We start from the raw sequence: 22805 nt of genomic DNA on the forward strand, positions 1-22805 counted from the left end.
CACCCCCCACCCCCACCCCCCACCCCCGCCACCCCGCCCCCGCGATCTTGCAGTTTGTGTTGCCGATTCGCCCTTTTGGTCGGCTGTGCGAGCGCAGTAAGTGCAAGATCGCGGGGCGTGGGGCGGGTTCCACATCATCATGCAGTGGAGTGTATTAACTTGCATGGGGGTGGGTGCCCTTGTTAGCCTTCGCTGCATAGTCATGCGGAGGTGAGTATGGGGATTCGAGTCGCGGTCGCCGGAGCGAGCGGGTACGCCGGGGGCGAGCTGCTGCGCCTGATCGCCGGGCACCCGGAGTTCGACCTGGTCGCCGCTACCGCGCACAGCCAGGCCGGGCACCGCGTCGACGTGGTGCACCCGCAGCTCACCGGGCTCGACCTGGTGCTCGGCACGACCGATCCGAGCACCCTGGGCGACGCGGACCTGGTCTTCCTGGCCCTGCCGCACGGCGAGTCGGCGGCCCTCGCGGCCCAGTTGCCGGCCGAGGTGCGCATCGTCGACCTGGGCGCCGACCACCGGCTCGCCGACCCGTACGCCTGGGCGCAGTACTACGGTGGCACGCACGCCGGGCAGTGGACCTACGGCCTGCCCGAGCTCCCCGGTCAGCGGGAGCTGATCGCCGGCTCCACCCGGGTGGCGAACACCGGCTGCTACGCCGCCGCGATCACCCTGGCGCTCGCGCCGCTGATCGCCGACGGCGCGGCCAGCCCTGCCGACGTGGTGGTGGTCGCCGCATCCGGCACCTCCGGCGCCGGCAAGGCGGCCAAGCCGCACCTGCTGGCCAGCGAGGTGATGGGCGACCTGTCGCCGTACCGGGTGGGCACCCACCAGCACGTCCCGGAGATCAAGCAGGCCACCGGTGCGACCGGCCTGTCGTTCACCCCGGTCCTGGCGCCGATGCCGCGCGGCATCCTGGCCACCGTCAGCGCGGTGCCGGCGCGCGGTGTCGACCCGCAGGAGGTGCTGGCGCGGGCGTACGCCGACGCGCCGTTCGTGCACGTGCTGCCGGAGGGCCGCTGGCCGCACACCGCCGCCACCCTGGGCTCCAACTCGTGTCACCTCCAGGCCACCGTCGACGTCGACTCGGGTCGTCTGATCGTGCTCAGCGCGTTGGACAACCTGGGCAAGGGCGCTGCCGGTCAGGCCGTACAGAACGCCAATCTCATGCTCGGTCTGCCGGAGACGACGGGCCTGTCGATGTGGGGAGTCACCCCTTGAGCGTCACCACCCCCCGGGGGTTCCGGGCGGCCGGTGTGGCCGCCGGCCTCAAGTCCAGCGGCGGCGCGGACGTCGCCCTGGTGGTCAACGACGGCCCGGACGCCGGCGTGGCCGGTGTCTTCACCACCAACCGGGTGAAGGCCGCGCCGGTGCTCTGGAGCCAGCAGGTCGTGCAGGGCGGTGTGGTCCGCGCGGTGGTGCTCAACTCCGGTGGCGCCAACGCCTGCACCGGCCCGGCCGGCTTCCAGGACACCCACGCCACCGCCGAGCACACTGCCGCCGCGCTGACCTCGGTGAGCCCACGGTTGATCCTCGGCGCCGGTGAGGTCGCGGTCTGCTCGACGGGCCTGATCGGTGAGCGGCTGCCGATGCCGAAGCTGCTGCCGGGCGTCAGTTCGGCGATCCGCGGGCTGTCCCGCGACGGTGGCCTGGCCGCCGCTGAGGCGATCATGACCACGGACACCCGGTCGAAGACCACTGTGGCACGGGGGAGCGGCTGGACGGTCGGCGGCATGGCCAAGGGCGCCGGGATGCTCGCGCCGGGGATGGCCACCATGCTCTGCGTGCTCACCACCGACGCGGTGGCCGGGCCGGCGACGCTGGACGAGGCGCTGCGCGCGGCCACCCGGGTCACCTTCGACCGGGTCGACTCCGACGGCTGCATGTCCACGAACGACACGGTGCTGCTGCTGGCCAGCGGTGCGAGCGGTATCGAGCCGACGCCGGCTGAGCTGGCCGCAGCCGTCACTGAGGCCTGCCACGATCTGGCCCAGCAGTTGGTGGCCGACGCCGAGGGCGCCACCAAGCAGGTCGCCATCGACGTGGTCGGCGCGGCCGACGAGGACGAGGCGGTCGAGGTGGGCCGTACGGTGGCCCGCAACAACCTGGTCAAGACGGCGCTGTTCGGCAACGACCCCAACTGGGGTCGGATCCTCGCCGCCGTCGGCACCACCGCTGCCGCGTTCGAGCCGGACGAGGTGGACGTGGCGGTCAACGGGGTGTGGGTGTGCCGGGGCGGCGCCGCCGCCGAGGACCGCTCGACTGTCGACCTGACCGGTCGGGACGTGACGATCCGGATCGACCTGCACGCGGGTACGTCGGCCGCCACGATCTGGACCAACGACCTGTCCCACGCGTACGTCCACGAGAATTCGGCGTACTCAACATGAGCCTCAGCAAGGACCTCACCCGCGCCCAGGTCAAGGCGGAGACGTTGATCGAGGCGCTGCCCTGGCTGGCGCGTTTCTCCGGCTCGACGGTCGTGGTGAAGTACGGCGGCAACGCGATGATCGATCCGGAGTTGCAGCAGGCGTTCGCGGCCGACATGGTCTTCCTGCGGTATGCCGGCCTGAAGCCGGTGGTGGTGCACGGCGGCGGTCCGCAGATCTCCGCCATGCTGGGTCGCCTCGGCATCGCCAGCGAGTTCCGGGGTGGTCTGCGGGTGACCACGGCCGAGGCGATGGACGTGGTCCGGATGGTGCTGGTCGGTCAGGTGGGCCGGGAGTTGGTGGGTCTGATCAACTCGCACGGTCCGTACGCCGTCGGCCTCTCCGGCGAGGACGCCCGGTTGTTCACCGCGGTGCGCCGTCCGGCGTACGTGGACGGGGTGCCCGTCGACGTGGGTCAGGTCGGTGACGTCGAGTCGGTCGACGTGTCCGCGGTGACCGACCTGATCGAGGCCGGTCGGATCCCGGTGATCTCGACGGTGGCGCCGGACGTGGAGGGGGTGCTGCACAACCTCAACGCGGACACCGCCGCGGCGGCGTTGGCCGTCGCGTTGCGGGCCCGCAAGCTCGTGGTGCTCACCGACGTGGCCGGTCTGTACGCCGACTGGCCGGACACCACCAGTCTGGTCTCCGAGATCGTCGCGGACGACCTGGCCAAGCTGCTGCCCAGCCTGGAGTCGGGGATGGTGCCGAAGATGGAGGCCTGCCTGCGGGCGGTGCGTGGGGGTGTGCCCGCCGCGCACGTCGTCGACGGTCGGGTGGCGCATTCGACGTTGCTTGAGGTGTTCACCTCGGAAGGGTTCGGAACGATGGTGGTGCCGGGAGACGGGACGGACGCGACATGAGCACGTTGGCGCAGCGGTGGAAGCAGTCCATGATGGACAACTACGGCACGCCGCCGTTGGCGTTGGTCTCCGGCGCGGGTGCGGTCGTGGTCGACGACGCCGGCCGGGAGTACCTGGACCTGGTGGGTGGCATCGCGGTCAACGCTCTCGGTCACGCCCACCCGGCGGTGGTGGCGGCGGTGTCGAAGCAGGTCGCGACCCTCGGGCACGTCTCCAACCTCTATGTGGCCGAGCCGCCGGTCGCCCTGGCCGAGCTGCTGTTGGCGCTCGCCGGCCGTCCCGGGCGGGTCTTCTTCGCCAACTCGGGCGCGGAGGCGAACGAGGCGGCGTTCAAGCTGTCCCGGCGCACCGGCCGCACCCACGTGGTCGCCACCAGGGGTGGCTTCCACGGCCGCACCATGGGTGCTCTCGCGTTGACCGGCCAACCGGCGAAGGCCGACCCGTTCCGGCCGTTGCCCGGCGACGTGACCCACGTCGACTACGGCGATGTCGCCGCCCTCGACGAGGCCGTCTCCGACGCCACCGCGATGGTGATCCTGGAACCCATCCAGGGTGAGAACGGTGTGCTCGTCCCGCCGGCCGGTTATCTCGCCGCGGCCCGGCAGATCACCGCACGGCACGGCGCGCTGCTGGTCCTCGACGAGGTGCAGACCGGCGTCGGGCGTACCGGGCACTGGTTCGCGCACCAGGCCGAGGGCGTGGAGCCGGACGTGGTCACCCTTGCCAAGGGGCTGGGTGGCGGGCTGCCCATCGGCGCGACGCTGGCCTTCGGCCGCGCTGCGGATCTGCTCACCCCCGGCTCGCACGGCACCACGTTCGGCGGCAACCCGGTCAGCTGCGCGGCGGCGCTCGCCGTGGTGGCGACGATCGCCAACGAGGGCCTGCTCGACAACGTCAAGCGGGTCGGTGAGCGGCTGCGTCGCGGCATCGAGGCGCTGGACCACCCGCTGGTCGCCGGGGTACGCGGTGCTGGTCTGCTGCTCGGCGTGGCGCTCACCGCGCCGGTGGCGTCGGTGCTGGCCGAGGCCCTGCGGGAAGCCGGCTTCCTGGTCAACCCGGTGCAGCCGGGTGTGGTTCGGCTGGCTCCGCCGCTGATCCTCACCGCCACCCAGGCGGACACCTTCCTCGCGGCGCTGCCCGCCGCGCTGGACGCGACCGCTCCGGCCGCGGCCGGCGCGGAGATCTCACCATCCACCCTGACCACCACGACGGGGACGACTCGATGACCCGGCACTTCCTGCGCGACGACGACCTGACGCCCGCCGAACAGTCCGCTGTCCTCGACCTGGCGGCCCGGATGAAGGCGGACCGGTTCGGCCACCGGCCGCTGGTGGGCCCCCGTTCGGTGGCGGTGCTGTTCGACAAGCAGAGCCTGCGGACCAGGATCTCGTTCGACGCTGGGATCGCCGAGTTGGGCGGGCACCCCCTCGTGGTGGATACGCAGGTCACCCACTTCGGCCGTGGCGAGTCCCTCGCGGACGCGGGGCGTGTGCTGTCCCGCTACGTCGCGGCGATCGTGCTGCGGACCCACGGTGACGAGCGGATCGCCGAGGTGGCGGCGGGCGCGAGTGTGCCGGTGGTCAACGCGCTCACCGACGGTTTCCACCCGTGCCAGTTGCTGGCCGACCTGCTCACCGTCCGGGAGCGGTGCGGTGGCACGGCCGGCCGCACCCTGGCGTACGTGGGGGACGGCGCGAACAACATGGCGCAGTCGTACCTGCTGGCCGGGGCGACGGCCGGCATGCACGTGCGGATCGCCGGCCCGGCCGGGTTCGCGCCGGCTGCGGCGGTGGTGGAACGGGCCGCGCAGATCGCGGCGGAGACCGGCGGGTCGGTGCGGGTGCTGACCGACCCGGCCCAGGCGGTACGCGACGCCGACGTGTTGGCCACCGACACGTGGACGTCGATGGGGCAGGAGTCCGACGGGTTGGACCGGGTCACTCCGTTCCTGCCGTACCAGGTCAACAAGGAGTTGCTCGGCCAGGCCGCGCCGGACGCGATCGTGCTGCACTGCCTGCCCGCGCACCGCGGCGAGGAGATCACCGACGAGGTGCTCGACGGCCCGCAGAGCGCGGTCTTCGACCAGGCGGAGAACCGGCTGCACGCCCAGAAGGCGCTGCTGACGTTCCTGCTCGACCCCGCGACGGCGGGCGCCGCGACCGCCGACGCCGCAACCGGTGGGCGACGATGACCGCGCCGCTGACGCGCGCGGCCCGGCACGCCCGGATCGTGGAGCTGATCCGTGACCGGGCGATCCGGTCGCAGACCGAGCTGGCCGACCTGCTCGCCGCCGACGGCGTGGGCGTCACCCAGGCCACCCTCTCGCGGGACCTGGAGGAGTTGGGCGCGGTCAAGGTGCGTGGCGGCGACGGTCCGGCCATCTACCTGATCCCCGAGGACGGCCAGCGACCGTTGCGCGACGCCGAGGCCGCCCCGGCACGGCTGGTGCGGCTGCTGCGCGAACTGCTCAACGGGGTCGACTCCAGCGGCAACATCGCCGTGCTGCGGACCCCGCCGGGCGCGGCCCAGTACCTGGCCAGCGCATTGGACCGGGCGGGCCTACCCGAGGTCGTCGGCACCATCGCCGGTGACGACACCATCCTCGTCGTGGCCCGTGAGGCTGTCGGGGGGGCCGCACTCGGCGACAAGCTCGCCGGCTGGGCCCGCCGGGAGGACACCGTCGACGGGAGCGCCGCGTCATGACGCGGCGGAGTGTGAAGAGTGACCGGGCACGGCGAGTGAGCCCCGCAGTCGCGGGCGAAAGGCAAGCAGAGCAATGATGGGCGACGTGGACGACAAGAGCCTGACCGAGAACAGCGCCGCCACCAACCGGACGAGCCTCTGGGGTGGCCGGTTCGCGGGCGGCCCCGCCGAGGCGCTCGCCCGACTGTCGGTGAGCGTGCAGTTCGACTGGCGCCTGGCCCCGTACGACATCGCCGGTTCCCGGGCGCACGCCCGGGTCCTCGCCGGCGCCGGCCTGCTCGATCCGGAGGAGCTGGGTCGGATGCTGGCCGCGCTGGACGACCTGGAGGCCGCCTGCGCCTCCGGGTCGTTCCGCCCCACCATCGACGACGAGGACGTGCACACCGCGCTGGAGCGCGGCCTGCTGGAGCGCCTCGGCAGCCTCGGTGGCAAGCTGCGCGCCGGTCGGTCCCGCAACGATCAGGTCGCCACCGACCTGCGGCTCTACCTGCGCGACCACGCCCGGGGCGTGGCCAGCCGGCTCGTCGAGCTGGCCGAGGCGCTGGTCGAGCAGGCCGAGCGGCACATTGACACCGCGGCGCCGGGCATGACCCACCTCCAGCACGCCCAGCCGGTCACCTTCGGGCACTGGCTGCTCGCCCACGTGCAGCCGCTGCTGCGCGATCTGGAACGGCTGCGCGACTGGGACCACCGGGCGGCGATCAGCCCCCTGGGCGCGGGTGCCCTGGCCGGTTCCGGGCTCCCGTTGGACCCGGTGGCGGTGGCCAAGGAGCTGGGCTTCCGTACGTCGTTCGCCAACTCGATGGATGCCGTGGCCGACCGGGACTTCGTGGCCGAGTTCCTCTTCGCCACCGCCCTGATCGGGGTGCACCTGTCGCGGCTCGGCGAGGAGGTGGTGCTCTGGACCTCGCACGAGTTCGGCTGGGTGGAGCTGGACGACTCGTTCGCCACCGGTTCGTCGATCATGCCGCAGAAGAAGAACGCGGACATCGCCGAGCTGGCCCGGGGCAAGTCCGGGCGGCTGGTCGGCGGTCTGATGACCGTGCTGACCATGCTCAAGGGCCTGCCGATGACCTACGACCGGGACATGCAGGAGGACAAGGAGCCGGCCTTCGACGCGGTCGACACCCTGGAGCTGCTGCTTCCTGCCCTCGCGGGAATGATCTCCACGATGACGGTCCGGGTGGACCGTCTCGTCGCCGCCGCCCCGGTCGGCTTCTCCCTGGCCACCGAGGTCGCCGACTGGCTGGTCCGACGCAACGTGCCGTTCCGCGACGCGCACGAGATCACCGGCCAGTTGGTGGCGCTCTGCGCGGCTCGGGAGTGCGAGTTGAACGACGTCTCCGACGACGATCTGGCCGCGATCAGCGGGCACCTCGACCCGTCGGTGCGTGACGTGCTGTCGGTCCGTTCGGCTCTCGCGGCCCGGACCACCCCCGGTTCCACCGGCCCCGGCCCGGTCGCCGACCAGCTCGCCGACGCGGCGGACCGGCTGGCCGGTTGGCGGGAGTGGGCCGTCGAACGGGTCGTCCCGCGCTGAGCTGTGCCGCGGCGTCGGCGCTGGCCGTCGGCGCCGCGGCTGGTTCAGGCCGTCGGGCGCTCCCGCTTGGGGAGCTTGGCCACCACCATGTCGTACGACGAGTCGACCGCCTCGGTCAGCTCCTCGTCGTCGATCCCGCCGTCCAGGCGCAGCGTGTTCCACCCGGACCGGCCGATGTAGGCCATCACGCTGGCGTCGCCGGGGTGGCGGTGCAGCCACTCGTCGGCCACCTCCCGGGTCGGCCCGCACTTGATGCCGACCGTCGGTTTGCCCCCGTCGCTGCCGAGGAACGCGAATATTCGGCTGCCCACCTTCACCACCTCGTCGCCCTCCCACGGCTGGTCGAGCCACGCTCCCGGCTTGTCCAGGCAGTACGCCAGCATCTCCGCGCGCTCCATGGGTGCCTCCTCGTCGTGCGCACAGTGTGCCCGCCCGGCCGTCAGTCGGCACGCGACGTGCCGCCGCGCTGGCAGGACCGCCGCCTCGGCGGGACGCCGCTTAGTCGCGCCTCGCCTCGCCTTCGCCTCGCCTTCGCCTCGCCTTCGCCTCGCCTTCGCCTCGCCTTCGCCTCGCCTTCGCCTCGCCTTCGCCTCGCCTTCGCCTCGCCTTCGCCTCGCCTCGCAAGATCGTGATCGATCCATGATGTAGTGGCTTTGGCCGCGAATGAGGCCACTACATCCATGTTCGAGCGCGATCTTCCGGGCCAGGAGCGGGATCGTCGGAGGAGACCCCGGACGAGCGTGGTGTGTGCCTGTGACGGGCAGGCGGCGAGTAGCCCCTGGTGACGCCGGTCGTCCGTCAGCGGGCCGGCTCGACGGAAGACCCGTCAGCGGGCCGGCTCGACGGAAGACCCGTCAGCGGGCCGGCTCGGTCGGCTCGGCGCTCTGCTCGGCCGAGCGGGCGGCGACCCGCTCGTAGCGCTGTCGGGCCGCCTGCGCGCTGCCCAACCCCAGCCCGTACGCGATCGCCTGCCAGGTCAGCCCCCGGTCGCGGGCCAGTGTCAACAGCCCGGCCTCCAGGGCGTCCAGCTCGGCGCGGACGTGCGGCAGCAGGGTCAGCGCGGCGGTCAGGTCGGCGGCGTCGATCGGCTCCTCGGCCGGTTCGCGCTCGGCCCCGCCGGCGGCCAGCGCGGTGACCAGGGCGACCGCCTCCCACGGGTCCAGCACGTACGGGTGGGCCCAGCGGCCCCGCTGGGTGTCGGTGCCGGCGTGCCGCTCGCTGATCCGTTGCAACGCCTCGTGGGTGCGGTGGGCGCGGGCGCGGGCCGGGTGGGGCGCGGTGAACGGATCGTCCGTCGTCATACCCCGAGCACACACCCTCAACGTTCAGTTGTCAACGAAATGTTTAAGTTGCCGGGGCTCGCCCGGCCGGATGCCGGGGCGGCGGGATGGGTACCGTCGGGGACATGGCCCTGTCGTCCGGTGACCGCGCCACCGACACCGACCTGGCGGCGCTGGCGGACCTGCTCGCCGGCCCTCTGCTGCCGGCGGCGCGCGGCCTGCTGGGCTGCCGACTGCACGCCGGCGGGGTCACCGTCCGGATCACCGAGGTCGAGGCGTACGCGGGAAGTGGCGGTGATCCCGCCTCGCACGCCCATCGGGGCCGCACCCCGCGCAACGCCGTGATGTTCGGCCCCGCCGGGCATGCCTACGTCTACTTCACCTACGGGATGCACTGGTGCGTCAACGTGGTCACCGGGGTCGAGGGGGAGGCCACCGCCGTGCTGCTGCGCGCCGGTGAGGTGGTCGACGGGCTGGCCACGGCACGGGAGCGCCGGCCGGCCATCCGGCGGGACGTGGACCTGGCCCGTGGGCCCGCCCGGCTCTGCTCCGCGCTCGGCATCGACCGCGAGGCGTACGGGGCGTACCTGCTCAGCGATGGCCCGGTTCGGCTTCGGCCGCCGGCCGGGCCGGTGCCGCCGGAGGCGGTGGTGGCGGGTCCCCGGGTCGGCGTGACCGGCGCGCACGACCTGCCCTGGCGGTTCTGGCTCGACGGTGACCCCACGGTCAGCGCGTACCGCCGGCACGTGCCCCGCATCCGGCGCTGAGCGCGCCGCGCGGCGTGTGGGCGGCGAAGTCTGTCGGGGGGTGTGGCCATAATCACCGAATCTGCTCACCGACGGTTCGGAGGACGTCATGGCAACACTGCTCGCGATCGGCACCGCAAAGGGGTTGTTCCTCGCCACCAGCGCCGACGACCGGCGCAGTTGGGAGATCACCGGTCCACACTTTCCGATGACCGGTGTCTACGCGGTCGCGGTCGACACCCGTCGGTCCACCCCGCGACTGCTCGCCGGCATGACCAGCTCACACTTCGGCCCGAGTGTCGCCACCAGCGACGACCTCGGGGCTTCCTGGGACGAGCCCGACCAGGCGCCGGTCGCGTTCCCGGCCGACACCGGCGTCTCGCTCGGGCGGGTCTGGCAGTTGATGCCGGCCGGCCCCGACGAGCCGGACGTGATCTGGGCCGGCACCGAGCCCTCGGCGTTGTTCAAGTCGACCGACGGCGGGCGCAGCTTCGAGCTGGTCCGTTCGCTCTGGGACCACCCGCACCGGCCCCAGTGGGAGGGCGGCTTCGGCGGTCAGGCCGTGCACACCGTGCTGCCCCACCCGCGTGACCCGGCTCGACTGCTGGTCGCCATGTCCACCGGTGGGGTCTACCGCTCGGAGGACGCCGGGGCCAGCTGGGCGCCGGGCAACACCGGCATCCGCGCCTACTTCATGCCCGACGAGTGGCCGGAGTTCGGCCAGTGCGTGCACAAGGTCGCCCGGGACGCCGGCAACCCCGAGCGGCTGTACGCGCAGAACCACCACGGCGTCTACCGCTCCGACGACGACGGCCGCACCTGGTCCTCGATCGCCGATGGGCTGCCCAGCGACTTCGGCTTCCCGATGGTTGCCCACCCGGGCCGCGGCGGCATGGTGTGGACCTTCCCGTTGGTGGCCGACGGTGAGCGGTTCCCGACCGAGCACCGCTGCCGGGTGTTCCGTTCCGCCGACGCCGGTGGCAAGTGGGAGCCGCTGTCGGTCGGGCTGCCCGAGGGGCCGTTCTATCCGGCGGTGCTGCGGGACGCGATGTGCGCCGACGACGCCAGCCCCGGTGGGGTCTACTTCGGCACCCGATCCGGTTCGGTCTTCGCCAGCCGAGACGAGGGTGACTCCTGGTCGTTGGTCGCGGCTCACCTGCCCGACGTGCTCTGCGTCCGCGCCGCGGAGGTCTGAGCGTGGTCACCGTGCTGCTCCCCGGCCCGCTGCGCGGCGAGGCCGGGGGCGCGAGTCGGCTCAACGTCGTCGCCGCCGGGACGCTGCGAGCGGTCCTCGACGAGATGGCCGTCGCGCATCCCCGACTGGCGCGGCGCATCCGCGACGAGCGCGGCGAGCTGCGCCGCTACGTCAACGTCTTCGTCGACGGGGAAGACTGCCGGCACTCCGGCGGTCTGGCCACCCCGGTCAGCGACGGCGCGGAGGTGCAGGTGTTGCCCTCGGTGGCGGGTGGCTGACCGGGCCGACACCGAGGGAAGGTTCGCCGTTGATGTCCGGTTCCCGGGGGGTGACCGGCGCCACTGCCAGGCGTCCCGCCGACGGAATAGTTGCGTCGTCAAATAAGTTGTGAGCTGCGTCCGGGTACCACGACGGCATCCGGTTGACACGCGAGGAGCTGGTCATGCAGTTCGGAATCTTCACCGTCGGTGACGTCACGGTCGATCCGACCACCGGTCGGGAGCCGACCGAGCATGAGCGGATCAAGGCGATGGTCGCGATCGCGTTGAAGGCCGAGGAGGTCGGCCTGGACGTCTTCGCCACCGGCGAGCACCACAACCCGCCGTTCGTGCCGTCGTCACCGACCACCATGCTCGGCTACATCGCGGCGCGCACCGAGCGGCTGCTGCTGTCCACCGCCACCACGCTGATCACCACCAACGACCCGGTGAAGATCGCCGAGGACTACGCGATGCTCCAGCACCTCTCCGGCGGCCGTGTGGACCTCATGATGGGCCGCGGCAACACCGGCCCGGTCTACCCGTGGTTCGGCAAGGACATCCGCGCCGGCATCCCCCTGGCCATCGAGAACTACGACCTGCTGCACCGGCTGTGGCGCGAGGACGTGGTCGACTGGAAGGGCAAGTACCGCACGCCGTTGCAGTCGTTCACCTCGACGCCGCGCCCGCTCGACGGCGTGCCCCCGTTCGTCTGGCACGGCTCGATCCGCAGCCCGGAGATCGCCGAGCAGGCCGCGTACTACGGCGACGGCTTCTTCGCCAACCACATCTTCTGGCCCAAGGAGCACACCCAGCGGATGATCGCGCTCTACCGCCAGCGGTACGCGCACTACGGCCACGGCTCCGCCGACCAGGCGATCGTCGGCCTCGGTGGGCAGGTGTTCATGCGCCGCAACTCGCAGGACGCGGTCCGGGAGTTCCGGCCCTACTTCGACAACGCCCCGGTCTACGGGCACGGGCCGTCGCTGGAGGAGTTCACCCGGGAGACCCCGCTGACCGTGGGCAGCCCGCAGCAGGTCATCGACCGCACCCTGGGCTTCCGGGAGTACGTCGGTGACTACCAGCGGCAGCTTTTCCTGATGGACCACGCGGGGTTGCCGCTGAAGACCGTGCTGGAGCAGCTCGACCTGCTCGGCGAGGAGGTCGTGCCGGTGCTGCGCAAGGAGTTCGACGCGTTGCGTCCGGCGCACGTGCCGGCGGCGCCGACCCACGCCTCGCTGGTCGCCGCCGCGGGCGGCGCCAAGGACAGCACCGTGCACGCCGTCGACGACGTGACGGGCAAGGCGCCGGAGGGGGCGACCCGATGACCCGCCGCACCCTGGCCGTGATCTCGGCGGGGCTGAGCCAGCCCTCGTCGACCCGGCTGCTCGCCGACCAGCTCGCCGCGGCCACCCGCGACGAGTTGGTCCGGCGCGGCTCCGAAGTGCAACTGCACGTCGTCGACCTGCGGGAGCACGCCCACGACGTGGTCAACAACATGCTCACCGGGTTCGCGCCGGCAGCGCTGCGCGAGGTCATCGACACGGTGACCGGGGCGGACGGGATCATCGCCGTCACCCCGATCTTCAGCGCCTCGTACAACGGGCTGTTCAAGTCCTTCTTCGACGTGTTGGATTCGGAGTCGCTGATCGACCGGCCGGTGCTGATCGGCGCCACCGGCGGCACCGCCCGGCACTCCCTCGCTCTGGAGCACGCCGTCCGCCCGATGTTCGCCTACCTCCGATCGGTGGTGGTCCCGACCGCGGTCTTCGCCGCCCCGGAGGACTGGTCCGACGGCACCGCCGACGGCGCGTTGCGCGGCCGGATCCGACGCGCCGCCGGAGAATTGGCCGACCAGATCGAGCGCCGCCCACCGGCCACCGGGCCGGCCGACCCGTTCGCCCTCACCACCGACTTCCTGCAGATGCTCGGGAGAGGTGACGGCCCACCGGTCAGCTGACCGGGCGGGCGACCAGCACCGGGCAGTGCGCGTGCTGGATCGCCGCCTGACTGGCCGACCCGAGCAGCAGACCGGCGAACCCGGCCCGGCCCCGGGTGCCCACGACCAGCAGCGCCGCCGTGCTGCTGGCCTCGATGAGCCCCTGGGCCGCGCCGGCGGCCCGGACCGGATGCTCCCGCACCACCAGGTCGGGATGCTCGGCGCGCACCACGGCGGAGGCGTCGGCCAGGAGCCGCACCGCCTCGGCCTGGTACGCGGCCTGCGCCTCCTCGATCTCCTCCGGCACCGTCCGGTCCCCGTCCAGCGGATCGACGTGCACCAGCACCAGCGGCACGTCCCGCAGCGCCGCCTCGTCGGCGCCGAGCCCCACGGCGAGTCGGGACGACTCGGACCCGTCGACGCCGACCAGCACCGGGCCGTCCACCGGGATCGGCTGCTCGTCCGGGCGGACCACCAGCACCGGGCAGTGCGCGTGCGCGGCCACCTGCGCGCTGACCGAGCCGAGTAACAGACCGGCGAACCCGCCCAGGCCACGACTGCCCACCACGACCAGCTCCGCCCGGTGGGACTCCTCGATCAGGGTGGCGCCCGGGCCACCGGTGACCTGATGCGCCTCGACGGCGAGGCCCGGCCACCGCTCGGTCAGCTCGGCCGCCGTGCGCTCCAACATCTTCTGCGCCTCCTCGGAGGGCATCGGCACCCCGAGCTCGTACGGGTTGATCGGCACGCCGTAGCCGAACGGATGCAGGTAGCCGTGCACCAGGAGCAACGGTCGGGACCGGAGCAGCGCGGCCCGGGCCGCGTGCTCGGCGGCGACGAGACTGGACGGCGATCCGTCCACGCCCACCACGACGGGTCGGTTCATCGGCGCTCCCTGGGTCGGTCAGGTCATTGTCGGCGGTTCACAGTCGTCACGGGTGCCGAACGCGCCGGCACCGGCCGACCGAACGCGCCGGCCAGGCGTTGTGACGTGACAGCGAACGCGGTCCGCGCCGGCCGTGGGGGAACGGCCGGCGCGGAGGGGGAGGAGGTGTCAGTCCTTCCGATCCTCGCGGCGGTGCCGCACGATCACCACCGGGCTGTGCGAGTGATGTAGCACCGTGTGACTCACCGAGCCGAGCATCATGCCGGCCAGCGCGCCACGGCCGCGTGCACCGACCACAGTGAGCTGCGCCGCGGCCGACTCCTCCACGAGCATCCGCGCTGGGGCGCCGTACGCCACGCGGCGCCGCACCGGCACGTCGGGGTAGCGCTCGGACCAGCCCGCGATCGCCTCGGCGAGCACCCGCTCCTCCTCGGCGGCGAGCGCTTCCACGTTGTAGGCCACCGGCAGGAGGTCGCTCGCCGCGACCGGGATGACCCAGGCGTGCACGGCCACCAGTTCGGTGTCCCGCAGCGAGGCTTCCTCGAAGGCGAACCCCAGAGCCTGGGCGGACAGGGCCGAGCCGTCGATGCCGACCAGGACCGGCCCGTCGGCGCGGGCCTCACCCTTGACGACGAGCACCGGGCAGTCGGCGTGGGCGGAGACCTGCACCGCCACCGAGCCGATCAGCAGCCCGCCGAAGCCGCCCAGGCCCCGGCTGCCGAGCACCAGCAGGGCCGCGTCCCGCGCCTCGGTCAGCAGCACCGGCGCGGCCGCGCCGTCCACCACCGTGCCGGTGACGGCGACCTCCGGTGCGACCTTGCCGGCCTCGGTCACCGCCTCGGCGACGAACCGCTCCGCCTGGTGGCGGAATCCGGCGTCCAGTGGAGCGCCCGGCGCCGGTGTCAACGACACGTCGTAGAGCGACCAGATGAACGCGTGCACCACCCGCAGCGGCCGGCCGCGCGTCGCGGCCTCCCGGGCGGCGACACGCACCGCCTCCAGCGCCGATGTCGAGCCGTCCACAGCCACCACCACGGGGGCACCGGATCTGTTTGTCATCACGTCCTCCTTCGTTCCGTCTTCATCCTGCTGCGGTGCGGGCCGGACGGTCAGGGGCGGAGGTTGAGGGACCGGGGGCCATTGGTCCCGTCACCCCGGTCACTCGGCGGGGTCGGACGGCGACGGGTCAGCCGCAGCAACAACCCGGGCAGGGCGCTGACCACCGCGCAGGCCAACAGCACGGTCGGTGTCAGGGGGTCGGTGCCGAGCAGGTCCCGCAGCGGGGCGAGGAGCACCCCGCCGACCTGCAGCAGTGCCGACACCGCGACCGCGACGAGGAGGCCAGGGTTGCCGCGCCGCGCGCCCGCCGGGCGGGGTGCCCGGACGGCCAGTGCCACGCCGAGCTGGGCCAGCCCGAGCACCACGAAGACCACCGACTGCCAGGGCAGATCCCGGTCGGCGGCGACCACACCGGCGCCGAGCACCACGGCGGCGATCAGCGCGCCGGTGACCAGGACATCCCGACCGAGCCCCGCGCCGAGCACCGACTCCTGGGGCGAGCGGGGCATCCGGCGCAGGGTGCCGGGTTCGGCCGGCTCGGCACCGAGGGCCACCCCGGGCACGCCGTGGGTCAGCAGGTTCACCCAGAGGATCTGTGCGGGTTGCAATGGTACGGCCAGCCCGAACAGCGGGCCGATGAGCATCACCAGGATTTCGGCCACTCCGCCGGAGAGGGCGTACCGCAGGAACCGGCGGATGTTGTCGTAGATGCGGCGGCCCTCGCCGATGGCGGTGGCCACTGTTGCCAGGTCGTCGTCGACGAGGACCAGGTCGGCGGCCTGCCGGGCGACCTCGGTGCCGCCACCCATCGCCACCCCGATGTCGGCGCGGCGCAGTGCCGGCGCGTCGTTGACCCCGTCGCCGGTCATCGCGACCACGTGACCGCGGGCCTGCAGGCCCGCGATGATGTCGAGCTTCTGTTCCGGCTGGGTCCGGGCGAAGACCCGGGTGTCCAGGTACGCCGTCGAGTCGTCGTCGCCGCGGGCGAGAGGATCACCGTCCTGCCAGAGGCCGAGCTGAGAGCCGATCGCGGCGGCGGTGGCCGGGTGATCGCCGGTGATCAGCAGCAGCCGTACCCCGGCGGCGTCGAGACTTCGGGCGATTTCGGGGGCGCCGGCGCGCAGCGGGTCACCGACGGCGACCAGACCGAGTGGGCGCAGGCCGGTCGGCGCGGCAGGGTCCGGCGACGTGTCCGCCAGGGCAGCGGCGACGGCGAGCACCCGCAGGCCCTCCCCGGCGAGCCGGTGGGCGGTGCGGGTCAGCGCGGCGATCTCGTCGTCGGTGGCGTCGAGCAGGGGCGTCGTGAGGACGCTCTCCGGGGCGCCCTTGCACACCGCGAGATAGCGCTGGTCGCAGGAGCGGTGCACGGTGACCATCCGCCGTTGAGCCTGGTCGAACGGGTGCTCGGCGACCCGTGGCCAGGCGGCGCGGGTGTCCTGCGGGTCGAGGCCGCACCGGGCCGCGAAGGCCACGAGCGCCGCTTCGAGCGGATCCCCCACGGCACCCCAGTCGCGTCGTTCCTCGTCCGGGGGTGACAGGGCAGCGTCGTTGCAGAGCAGCCCGGCCCGCGCCAGCCGGCGGAGTTCCTCCGGTACGGGCACCGGCGCGCCATCCTGGCGCACGGCGCCATGTGGGGTGTACCCGATGCCGGTGACCTCGTACCGCGCCCCGTCGGTGGTGGCGACGTGCTGCACCGCCATGCGCCCCTCCGTGAGGGTGCCCGTCTTGTCGGAGGCGATCACGGTCACCGAGCCGAGTGTCTCCACCGCGTGCAGCCGACGCGGGATGGCGTGCGCGGTGGCCATCCGGCGCGCACCCAGCGCCAGCGCCAGGGTCACCACCGCCGGCAGCGACTCGGGTACCGCCGCGACGACCAGGCTCACCGCCGTGATGGCCATGTCGACCACCGGCCGACCGCTGATCACCCCGATCGTGAAGACCAGCCCTGACAGCACGACCGCGACCAACCCGAGCGTGCGGCCCAGGGCGGAGAGCCGCCGCTGCAGGGGAGTGGCGGCGGGCCGAGTGCCCGCCACCAGGGTGCTGATCCGACCCAACGCGCTCGCCGGCCCCGTCCGGATCACCGTGCCGTCCGCGCGTCCGGTGGTGACCACCGTCCCGGCCAGCGCCTCCTGACTGACGGTCCGCCCCACCGGTACCGACTCACCACTCAACGCGGATTCATCCAGTTGCAGCCGGTTCGCCTCGACCAGCAGCAGGTCGGCCGGCACGATGTCACCGGCCTCGATCCGGACGAGGTCGCCCTGGACCAGGTCGGCGGCGGGGACGGCCAGGTCCCGGCCGTCACGGACCACCCGGGTGGTGGGGGCGGCGAGCTGGCCCAGCGCCGCGATGGCGCGGTCCGCGCGGATCTCCTGCACCACCCCGATGATCGTGTTCACCAGCACGACCAGGACGATCACCGCGGTGTCCGGGTAGTCGCCGAGCACCGTGGTCACCACCGCGGCGGCGAGCAGCAGGGCCACCAGTGGGTCGGTGAGCTGGTGCAGCACCCGTACGGCCGCATGCCGGCGCGGCGGCGGCGCCACCGCGTTCGGTCCGTTCGCCCGTAACCGGGCGGCGGCCTCTGCCGCATCGAGGCCGATCGCTACGGGCACATCGATCGTGCCCTCCAGCGTTCCGCCCGGACCGCCGGTCTTTGCCACCACTGACCTCCCCGTCCCGCGCGGCGCGTCACCGGCACGCCGTCCGTCTCACCATCCCCCTGCATGATCACGCCGGGCAGAGGCGTTGCGCCCGAGCGGCTCGGGACCAAAGCCCCGCTCTGGACGCCCCAGACGCCGGGTCGTACGTAAATACCGCTTCCGCGAGGACGAGAACACCCGCATCGGGTCGGCGGCCTTCCCTGCTCGGCACCGCCCGCCGTTGCGTACCCTCGGCCGATGACTTCCGATCTGCTGCTGCGCCCGGTCCTGGAGGACGACCTCGTCGAGTTCTTCCTGCACCAGCAGGACCCGGAGGCCAACCGGATGGCCGCGTTCGGCCCCAAGGACCCGACCGACCGCCGGGAGTTCGCCGCACACTGGGCCCGGGTGCTGACCAACCCGGCGAACCTGGTCCGCACCGTCGAGGTCGACGGCGAGGTGGTCGGCTACGTCAGCGCCTTCCCGGTCGAGGCCCAGACCGAGGTCAGCTACTGGATCGACCCGGCGCGCTGGGGCCGGGGTCACGCCACGGCGGCCCTGGCCGCCCTGCTGCGCGAGCTGCCCCGGCCGGTGCACGCCCGCGCCGCCAAGGACAACGCCGCCTCCCTCGCGGTGCTCCGCAAGTGCGGGTTCGTGGTGGTCGGTGAAGACTCGGGGTACGCCAACGGCCGCGGCGAAGACGTCCAGGAGTGGCTGCTGGAGCTGCCCGCCGACGGCCCTGACCTGGGCGGGCACTAGTCTCGCGGAGTGAACTGGTTGGATCTCGTCGGCTGGGCCGGCTCCGCGGTGCTGGTCTGGTCGCTGCTGCAGTCGCGCGTCCTGCGACTGCGGGCGCTCAACCTTGTCGGCAGCGTCGTGCTGATCGGCTACAACGCCGCGATCGAGGTCTGGCCGATGGTCGGGCTCAACGTCGTGCTCGCGGCGATCAACATCTGGTACCTGCGCGGGATGCTCGTCACCCGGCACGACGAGAAGACCTACCAGGTGGTGGAGGTCGGTGTCGGCGACCAGTTCCTCGCGCACACGCTGCGGGTGCACGCCACGGACATCGCCCGGTTCAACCCCGACTTCCACTGGGATCCGGACGCGTCGGGGCGCTCGGCGTTCCTCGTGGTCACTGCCGACGAGGTGGTCGGTGTGGTGTTGTCGCACGCCGAGGCGCCCGGCGTCGCCCAGATCGACCTGGACTATGTGACCCCGAAGTTCCGTGACTTCACCCCGGGCGAGTTCGTCTACCGGCGCAGCCACCTGTTCACCGAACGCGGCTTCCACCGGGTGGTCAGCCCGCCCCGCATGATCGCCCCCTACTACCACCGGCTCGGCTTCCGCCCGGAGGGCGACTCGTACGTCCTCGACCTGCCGGCGTCACCGACCAGCGCCACGGCGTAGCCGGCCTCGACGCCCCACCCGGCGTGGCGTCGGTGACGTCCGATTCGGCGGATCGCCGGTGACGCCCCCATTCGGCTTCGGCGTGGCCGGGCAGGATTCGGCCGGCACCGGACGGGGCAAAGACAACGCCTAGCCGGGCGGGTCCACCGACCGGCAGGCGCCGCGCGGACCGACCGGCGTCACCACCGGAGAGGGAGCGAACCGGGCGTGCAGAGCTACGGGAGCCAACTGGCCCTGGTCGGAGTCCTGGTCGTGATCAACGCGCTCTTCGCGGGCAGCGAGATGGCGTTGGTGTCGCTGCGAGACAGCCAGATCCAGCGACTGGAGCGCACCAGCCGGGCCGGGCGGGTGCTGGCCCGCCTCGCCAAGGACCCGAACCGCTTCCTGGCCACCATTCAGATCGGCATCACCCTCGCCGGCTTCCTGGCCTCCGCCGCCGCGGCGGTCTCGCTGGCCAAACCCCTGGTGCCGCTGCTCGGGGTGTTCGGCGGCGCCGCCGAGACGGTGGCGATCGTGGTGGTCACCCTCGCGCTGACCTTCGTCACCCTGGTCTTCGGCGAGCTGGCGCCCAAGCGGATCGCCATGCAGTCCGCCGAGCGGTGGGCGCTGCTGGTGGCCCGCCCACTGGACCTGCTCGCCGCCCTCACCCGGCCGGCCGTCTGGGCGCTCGGCGCCACCAGCGACGTGGTGGTCCGCCTGGTCGGGCTCAACCCCAAACACGAGCCGGAGGAGATCGGCCCGGACGAGCTACGCGACATCGTCGCCGGCAACCACGGCTTCACCAAGGAACAGCGCACGATTATCGCGGGTGCCGTGGAGATCGCCGACCGCCGGTTGCGAGCTGTCCTCGTACCCCGGTTGCAGGTCTTCACGCTCGACAGCGGGACCACCGCGGAGGCCGCGCGGCTCGTGCTGGCGGCCACCGGGCACTCCCGGGCGCCGGTCGTGCGCCACGGCGGCCTGGACGACACGGCCGGAGTCATCCACCTGCGTGACCTGGTGGGCGTGCCCGACGACCGCCCGGTCGACGAGATCGCCCGACCGCCGATGCTGCTGCCGGACTCGCTACCGGTGGTGGACGCGCTGCGCCAGTTCAAGGCCGAGCGTCAGCACATCGCGCTCGTGGTGGACGAGCGCGGCGCTGTCGACGGGATCGTGACGCTGGAGGACATCCTGGAGGAGATCGTCGGCGAGATCTACGACGAGACCGACCGGGACGGCTACTCGGTGCGCCGCGACCCCGACGGTGCGCTGCTGCTGCCCGGCACCTTCCCGGTGCACGACCTTCCGGACATCGGCGTGGAGCTGCCGTCGCGCCCGGCGGGCGACTACACCACCGTCGCCGGGCTGGTGCTGGCCCGGCTCGGACACATCCCCACCGTCGCCGGGGAGGACGTCACGCTGGACGGCTGGGTGCTGGTCGTGGCCGGCATCGACCACCGGGCGATCACCGAGGTACGGCTCAGTCGCGTACCCGATGACACCGACGCCGACGCCGACCAGGCCGCCGAGCCGGTGCTCGACGAGGCCCGCAGTTGAGCTGCCCGGCGAACGCCGGCGCTCAGGCGGGCGAGAGGTTCTGTAGCCGGACCTGACCACGGGCCACCAGCCGCTCGTCGGCGTCGGTGATCTCCACCTGCCAGAGCTGCTGGCTGCGGCCCCGGTGCACCGGCGTGCCGACCGCGGTCAGCTCGCCGTCGCGGACGGCGCGCAGGAAGTCGGTCTGGTTCGACACCCCGACCACCGTGCCCCGGTCGGCCAGCCAGAGGGCACCGCCCACGCTGGCCGCGGACTCCACGACGGCGCAGTACACCCCGCCGTGCTGGATGCCGAACGGCTGGTGCAGCTCCGGGCGGACCTGCCAGCTGATGACCACCCGGTCGGCGCTCGCCTCCTCGAACTTGAGGCCCAGCAGGGCGACGAGGCCACCCGTCAGATCCGGAATCTCCATGGCAAAGCCCTCCTCGATCAACGCCGCGCAAGCCTAGCCGGGACGGGTTGCGCGAAACCCGGTACGGGTCGCCGCCGGCGATGGGGGAGAATCGGTGACCGTGACCGACAGCAGCCCCCCGCCGACCGGGCGGGACTCCCTGACCGACGACCTGCTCTGGCGTGGCCTCATTCAGGACTCGACCGGCCTCGACGAGCTGCGCGAGCTGCTCGACAGCGGGACTGCCGCCACCTATTACGTGGGCTTCGACCCCACCGCCCCGAGCCTGCACGTCGGCAACCTCATGCAGGTCCTCATGGCCCGCCGGCTGCAACTCGCCGGACACCGTCCGTTGCTGCTGGTCGGCGGGGCCACCGGGCAGATCGGCGACCCGAAGGAGAGCGCCGAACGGGCACTCAACCCACTCGACGTGATCGCCGGCTGGGTCGAGCGGATCCGCGAGCAGCTCGCGCCCTTCGTGTCGTACACCGGCGACAACGCGGCGCAGCTGGTCAACAACCTGGACTGGACCGGCGAGATGTCGATCGTCGAGTTCCTCCGCGACGTGGGCAAACACTTTCCGGTGAACAAGATGCTCGCGCGGGAGGTGGTGCGGGCCCGCCTGGAGACCGGCATCAGTTTCACCGAGTTCAGCTACCAGCTGTTGCAGGCCAACGACTTCTACGAGCTGCACCGGCGAAACGGCTGTCAGCTCCAGTTCGGTGGCTCCGACCAGTGGGGCAACATCACCGCCGGCGTGGACTACGTCCGCCGGCGGGGCGCGGGGCCGGTGCAGGCGTTCACCACGCCGCTGGTGACCAAGGCCGATGGTACGAAGTTCGGCAAGAGCGAGGGCGGCGCTGTCTGGCTCGATCCCACGATGACCAGCCCGTACGCGTTCTACCAGTTCTGGCTGAACGTGGACGACCGCGAAGTCGACCGTTACCTGCGGTACTTCAGCTTCCGCTCCCGAGACGAGCTGGAGGAGCTGGCGAAGGCGACCGCCGAACGGCCGGCGGCCCGGCTGGCGCAGCGGGCGCTCGCCGAGGAGCTGACCACGCTGGTGCACGGCGCCGACGAGACCCGACAGGCGATCGCCGCCAGCCAGGCGCTCTTCGGCCGCGGCTCATTGGACGACCTGGCACCGGAGACCCTGCGCGCGGCCCTGACCGAGGCAGGTCTCGTACGCCTCTCCGGCGAATTGCCGGATGTGGCGGGTCTGTTGCGGGACTCCGGGCTGGTGAATGGCCTCAAGGAGGCCCGTCGGGTGATCGCCGAGGGCGGCGCCTACGTCAACAACAACCGGGTGACCGAGGTGGACGCCAGGGTGTCGCCAGGCGATCTGCTGCATGGGCGATACCTGGTGCTGCGTCGCGGGAAGCGCTCGTTCGCCGGCGTTGAGCTGGGCGAATAGCTGCCTGTCGACGATGTGACGGGGGACGCGTCCGGCGGATTTGACGATCATCCCGCCGGACGCGTAACTTTCTCTCTGCCAGCGCGGAACGGACGAAACAGGCGAAAGCCTGAAGCGGCCGGAGCGCCGGCCAACGGCCTGGGGGTCGGGTGGGTATGCCCGCCGGAGCCCCGACCGGGAGGTGCCACCAGAAACGCCGCGAGGCGGATTTGGCGCGGCGAAACCGACCGGGTAAGGTTACGAGCCGGCAGGGCACCGGGCGGGTCGCGGGAAATCGCGACGGCCGGCCTGCCGAACCCATGACGAGAGCGGCGCAAGCCGGTTGCGACATGGTGCCCGTATTACCGGATGAAGCATGACGAACTAGGAAACACCGGTTTGACACGGCGGAAACGGGCGGGTAACGTAGTAAAAGTGCCTGGCGCTGAAAGCGCGGGGTGCGGAGCGGTAAAGCCCCGAGATGGGTTCCACTGAGTGTGGTGCTTTGATCGGTGTGTGGTTGTTCTTTGAGA

General features: G+C 72.3%; 22 protein-coding genes. 16 read left to right on the forward strand and 6 right to left on the reverse strand.

Annotated features, from left to right (window positions below; genetic code table 11):
* The first annotated feature begins 216 nt into the window (after window positions 1-216).
* From argC to argH, 7 genes are all read left to right on the forward strand, one after another.
* Complete coding sequence (argC, locus tag V6U86_RS32850) at window positions 217-1218, forward strand: N-acetyl-gamma-glutamyl-phosphate reductase (RefSeq protein ID WP_334510351.1); 1002 nt, start codon at window positions 217-219, stop codon at window positions 1216-1218.
* On the forward strand, window positions 1215-2387 hold the full coding sequence (argJ, locus tag V6U86_RS32855; protein WP_334510353.1) for a bifunctional glutamate N-acetyltransferase/amino-acid acetyltransferase ArgJ: 1173 nt from the start codon (window positions 1215-1217) through the stop codon (window positions 2385-2387). Before argC ends, argJ begins: the two co-directional genes overlap by 4 nt.
* The gene (gene argB / locus V6U86_RS32860) at window positions 2384-3289 is read left to right on the forward strand and encodes an acetylglutamate kinase (RefSeq protein WP_334510355.1); all 906 of its coding nucleotides are present in this window, start codon (window positions 2384-2386) and stop codon (window positions 3287-3289) included. Before argJ ends, argB begins: the two co-directional genes overlap by 4 nt.
* Window positions 3286-4515, forward strand: a complete 1230-nt coding sequence (locus V6U86_RS32865) for an acetylornithine transaminase (RefSeq protein ID WP_334510357.1) — start codon at window positions 3286-3288, stop codon at window positions 4513-4515. Before argB ends, V6U86_RS32865 begins: the two co-directional genes overlap by 4 nt.
* Window positions 4512-5480, forward strand: a complete 969-nt coding sequence (argF, locus tag V6U86_RS32870) for an ornithine carbamoyltransferase (protein ID WP_334510358.1) — start codon at window positions 4512-4514, stop codon at window positions 5478-5480. The genes V6U86_RS32865 and argF overlap by 4 nt, the downstream gene beginning before the upstream one ends.
* Window positions 5477-5992, forward strand: coding sequence for an arginine repressor (locus tag V6U86_RS32875; RefSeq protein ID WP_334510360.1), 516 nt, complete (start codon window positions 5477-5479; stop codon window positions 5990-5992). Before argF ends, V6U86_RS32875 begins: the two co-directional genes overlap by 4 nt.
* 76 nt (window positions 5993-6068) lie before the next feature.
* On the forward strand, window positions 6069-7532 hold the full coding sequence (gene argH / locus V6U86_RS32880) for an argininosuccinate lyase (protein WP_334510362.1): 1464 nt from the start codon (window positions 6069-6071) through the stop codon (window positions 7530-7532).
* A 44-nt stretch (window positions 7533-7576) separates the two neighbouring features.
* On the opposite strand, the gene V6U86_RS32885 is transcribed toward argH, so the two are convergent.
* Window positions 7577-7930, reverse strand: coding sequence for an MmcQ/YjbR family DNA-binding protein (locus V6U86_RS32885; protein WP_334510364.1), 354 nt, complete (start codon window positions 7928-7930; stop codon window positions 7577-7579).
* A 456-nt stretch (window positions 7931-8386) separates the two neighbouring features.
* Window positions 8387-8833 carry a DNA-binding protein gene (locus V6U86_RS32890; RefSeq protein ID WP_334510366.1) on the reverse strand — a complete coding sequence of 149 codons (447 nt, stop codon included), beginning with the start codon at window positions 8831-8833 and terminating at the stop codon, window positions 8387-8389.
* A gap of 104 nt (window positions 8834-8937) precedes the next feature.
* Here V6U86_RS32890 and V6U86_RS32895 point away from each other — a divergent pair, with 104 nt between their 5' ends.
* The 5 genes from V6U86_RS32895 (at window position 8938) to V6U86_RS32915 (ending at window position 12970) form a co-directional block, all read left to right on the forward strand.
* The gene (locus V6U86_RS32895) at window positions 8938-9579 is read left to right on the forward strand and encodes a DNA-3-methyladenine glycosylase (protein ID WP_334510369.1); all 642 of its coding nucleotides are present in this window, start codon (window positions 8938-8940) and stop codon (window positions 9577-9579) included.
* A gap of 88 nt (window positions 9580-9667) precedes the next feature.
* Window positions 9668-10753 (forward strand): WD40/YVTN/BNR-like repeat-containing protein, encoded by a 1086-nt coding sequence (locus tag V6U86_RS32900; RefSeq protein WP_334510371.1) that lies wholly within the window; start codon window positions 9668-9670, stop codon window positions 10751-10753.
* 2 nt (window positions 10754-10755) lie between these two features.
* Window positions 10756-11031, forward strand: a complete 276-nt coding sequence (locus tag V6U86_RS32905; RefSeq protein ID WP_334510373.1) for a ubiquitin-like small modifier protein 1 — start codon at window positions 10756-10758, stop codon at window positions 11029-11031.
* A 164-nt stretch (window positions 11032-11195) separates the two neighbouring features.
* Window positions 11196-12338: an LLM class flavin-dependent oxidoreductase gene (locus V6U86_RS32910; RefSeq protein WP_124771200.1), complete on the forward strand. Its 1143-nt coding sequence runs from the start codon at window positions 11196-11198 to the stop codon at window positions 12336-12338.
* The gene (locus V6U86_RS32915) at window positions 12335-12970 is read left to right on the forward strand and encodes an FMN reductase (RefSeq protein ID WP_334510379.1); all 636 of its coding nucleotides are present in this window, start codon (window positions 12335-12337) and stop codon (window positions 12968-12970) included. The genes V6U86_RS32910 and V6U86_RS32915 overlap by 4 nt, the downstream gene beginning before the upstream one ends.
* Here V6U86_RS32915 and V6U86_RS32920 read toward each other — a convergent pair.
* The 3 genes from V6U86_RS32920 to V6U86_RS32930 all read right to left on the reverse strand — a co-directional run bounded on the left by V6U86_RS32920 (window position 12963) and on the right by V6U86_RS32930 (window position 17560).
* Window positions 12963-13835 (reverse strand): universal stress protein, encoded by an 873-nt coding sequence (locus V6U86_RS32920; RefSeq protein WP_334510381.1) that lies wholly within the window; start codon window positions 13833-13835, stop codon window positions 12963-12965. The two genes, V6U86_RS32915 and V6U86_RS32920, sit on opposite strands and share 8 nt — an antisense overlap.
* A gap of 168 nt (window positions 13836-14003) precedes the next feature.
* A complete protein-coding gene (locus V6U86_RS32925) occupies window positions 14004-14894 on the reverse strand; it encodes a universal stress protein (RefSeq protein ID WP_334510384.1) in 891 nt (296 codons plus the stop codon).
* A 50-nt stretch (window positions 14895-14944) separates the two neighbouring features.
* Window positions 14945-17560 carry a cation-translocating P-type ATPase gene (locus V6U86_RS32930; protein WP_334510386.1) on the reverse strand — a complete coding sequence of 872 codons (2616 nt, stop codon included), beginning with the start codon at window positions 17558-17560 and terminating at the stop codon, window positions 14945-14947.
* Window positions 17561-17797: 237 nt separating this feature from the next.
* Here V6U86_RS32930 and V6U86_RS32935 point away from each other — a divergent pair, with 237 nt between their 5' ends.
* From V6U86_RS32935 to V6U86_RS32945, 3 genes are all read left to right on the forward strand, one after another.
* Window positions 17798-18298: a GNAT family N-acetyltransferase gene (locus tag V6U86_RS32935; RefSeq protein ID WP_334510388.1), complete on the forward strand. Its 501-nt coding sequence runs from the start codon at window positions 17798-17800 to the stop codon at window positions 18296-18298.
* A 9-nt stretch (window positions 18299-18307) separates the two neighbouring features.
* On the forward strand, window positions 18308-18949 hold the full coding sequence (locus tag V6U86_RS32940) for a hypothetical protein (RefSeq protein WP_334510390.1): 642 nt from the start codon (window positions 18308-18310) through the stop codon (window positions 18947-18949).
* A gap of 207 nt (window positions 18950-19156) precedes the next feature.
* Window positions 19157-20488: a hemolysin family protein gene (locus V6U86_RS32945; protein WP_334510392.1), complete on the forward strand. Its 1332-nt coding sequence runs from the start codon at window positions 19157-19159 to the stop codon at window positions 20486-20488.
* A gap of 22 nt (window positions 20489-20510) precedes the next feature.
* Here V6U86_RS32945 and V6U86_RS32950 read toward each other — a convergent pair whose 3' ends face one another.
* The gene (locus V6U86_RS32950; RefSeq protein ID WP_334510394.1) at window positions 20511-20900 is read right to left on the reverse strand and encodes a PaaI family thioesterase; all 390 of its coding nucleotides are present in this window, start codon (window positions 20898-20900) and stop codon (window positions 20511-20513) included.
* Between the two features lie 100 nt (window positions 20901-21000).
* Between V6U86_RS32950 and tyrS the strand changes: the two genes are divergently transcribed.
* Complete coding sequence (gene tyrS / locus V6U86_RS32955) at window positions 21001-22293, forward strand: tyrosine--tRNA ligase (protein WP_334510396.1); 1293 nt, start codon at window positions 21001-21003, stop codon at window positions 22291-22293.
* The last annotated feature ends 512 nt before the right edge of the window (window positions 22294-22805 follow it).

This window comes from Micromonospora sp. CPCC 205558, assembly GCF_036902955.1.
Lineage (GTDB): Bacteria > Actinomycetota > Actinomycetes > Mycobacteriales > Micromonosporaceae > Micromonospora.

What these genes read in the sequence shown, in the direction of transcription:
- argC (WP_334510351.1), top strand. Translation starts at nt 217, where the DNA reads ATGGGGATTCGAGTCGCGGTCGCCGGAGCGAGCGGGTACGCCGGGGGC.
- argB (WP_334510355.1), top strand. Translation starts at nt 2,384, where the DNA reads ATGAGCCTCAGCAAGGACCTCACCCGCGCCCAGGTCAAGGCGGAGACG.
- V6U86_RS32865 (WP_334510357.1), top strand. Translation starts at nt 3,286, where the DNA reads ATGAGCACGTTGGCGCAGCGGTGGAAGCAGTCCATGATGGACAACTAC.
- argF (WP_334510358.1), top strand. Translation starts at nt 4,512, where the DNA reads ATGACCCGGCACTTCCTGCGCGACGACGACCTGACGCCCGCCGAACAG.
- V6U86_RS32875 (WP_334510360.1), top strand. Translation starts at nt 5,477, where the DNA reads ATGACCGCGCCGCTGACGCGCGCGGCCCGGCACGCCCGGATCGTGGAG.
- argH (WP_334510362.1), top strand. Translation starts at nt 6,069, where the DNA reads ATGGGCGACGTGGACGACAAGAGCCTGACCGAGAACAGCGCCGCCACC.
- V6U86_RS32885 (WP_334510364.1), bottom strand. Translation starts at nt 7,930, where the DNA reads ATGGAGCGCGCGGAGATGCTGGCGTACTGCCTGGACAAGCCGGGAGCG.
- V6U86_RS32890 (WP_334510366.1), bottom strand. Translation starts at nt 8,833, where the DNA reads ATGACGACGGACGATCCGTTCACCGCGCCCCACCCGGCCCGCGCCCGC.
- V6U86_RS32895 (WP_334510369.1), top strand. Translation starts at nt 8,938, where the DNA reads ATGGCCCTGTCGTCCGGTGACCGCGCCACCGACACCGACCTGGCGGCG.
- V6U86_RS32900 (WP_334510371.1), top strand. Translation starts at nt 9,668, where the DNA reads ATGGCAACACTGCTCGCGATCGGCACCGCAAAGGGGTTGTTCCTCGCC.
- V6U86_RS32910 (WP_124771200.1), top strand. Translation starts at nt 11,196, where the DNA reads ATGCAGTTCGGAATCTTCACCGTCGGTGACGTCACGGTCGATCCGACC.
- V6U86_RS32915 (WP_334510379.1), top strand. Translation starts at nt 12,335, where the DNA reads ATGACCCGCCGCACCCTGGCCGTGATCTCGGCGGGGCTGAGCCAGCCC.
- V6U86_RS32920 (WP_334510381.1), bottom strand. Translation starts at nt 13,835, where the DNA reads ATGAACCGACCCGTCGTGGTGGGCGTGGACGGATCGCCGTCCAGTCTC.
- V6U86_RS32925 (WP_334510384.1), bottom strand. Translation starts at nt 14,894, where the DNA reads ATGACAAACAGATCCGGTGCCCCCGTGGTGGTGGCTGTGGACGGCTCG.
- V6U86_RS32935 (WP_334510388.1), top strand. Translation starts at nt 17,798, where the DNA reads ATGACTTCCGATCTGCTGCTGCGCCCGGTCCTGGAGGACGACCTCGTC.
- V6U86_RS32950 (WP_334510394.1), bottom strand. Translation starts at nt 20,900, where the DNA reads ATGGAGATTCCGGATCTGACGGGTGGCCTCGTCGCCCTGCTGGGCCTC.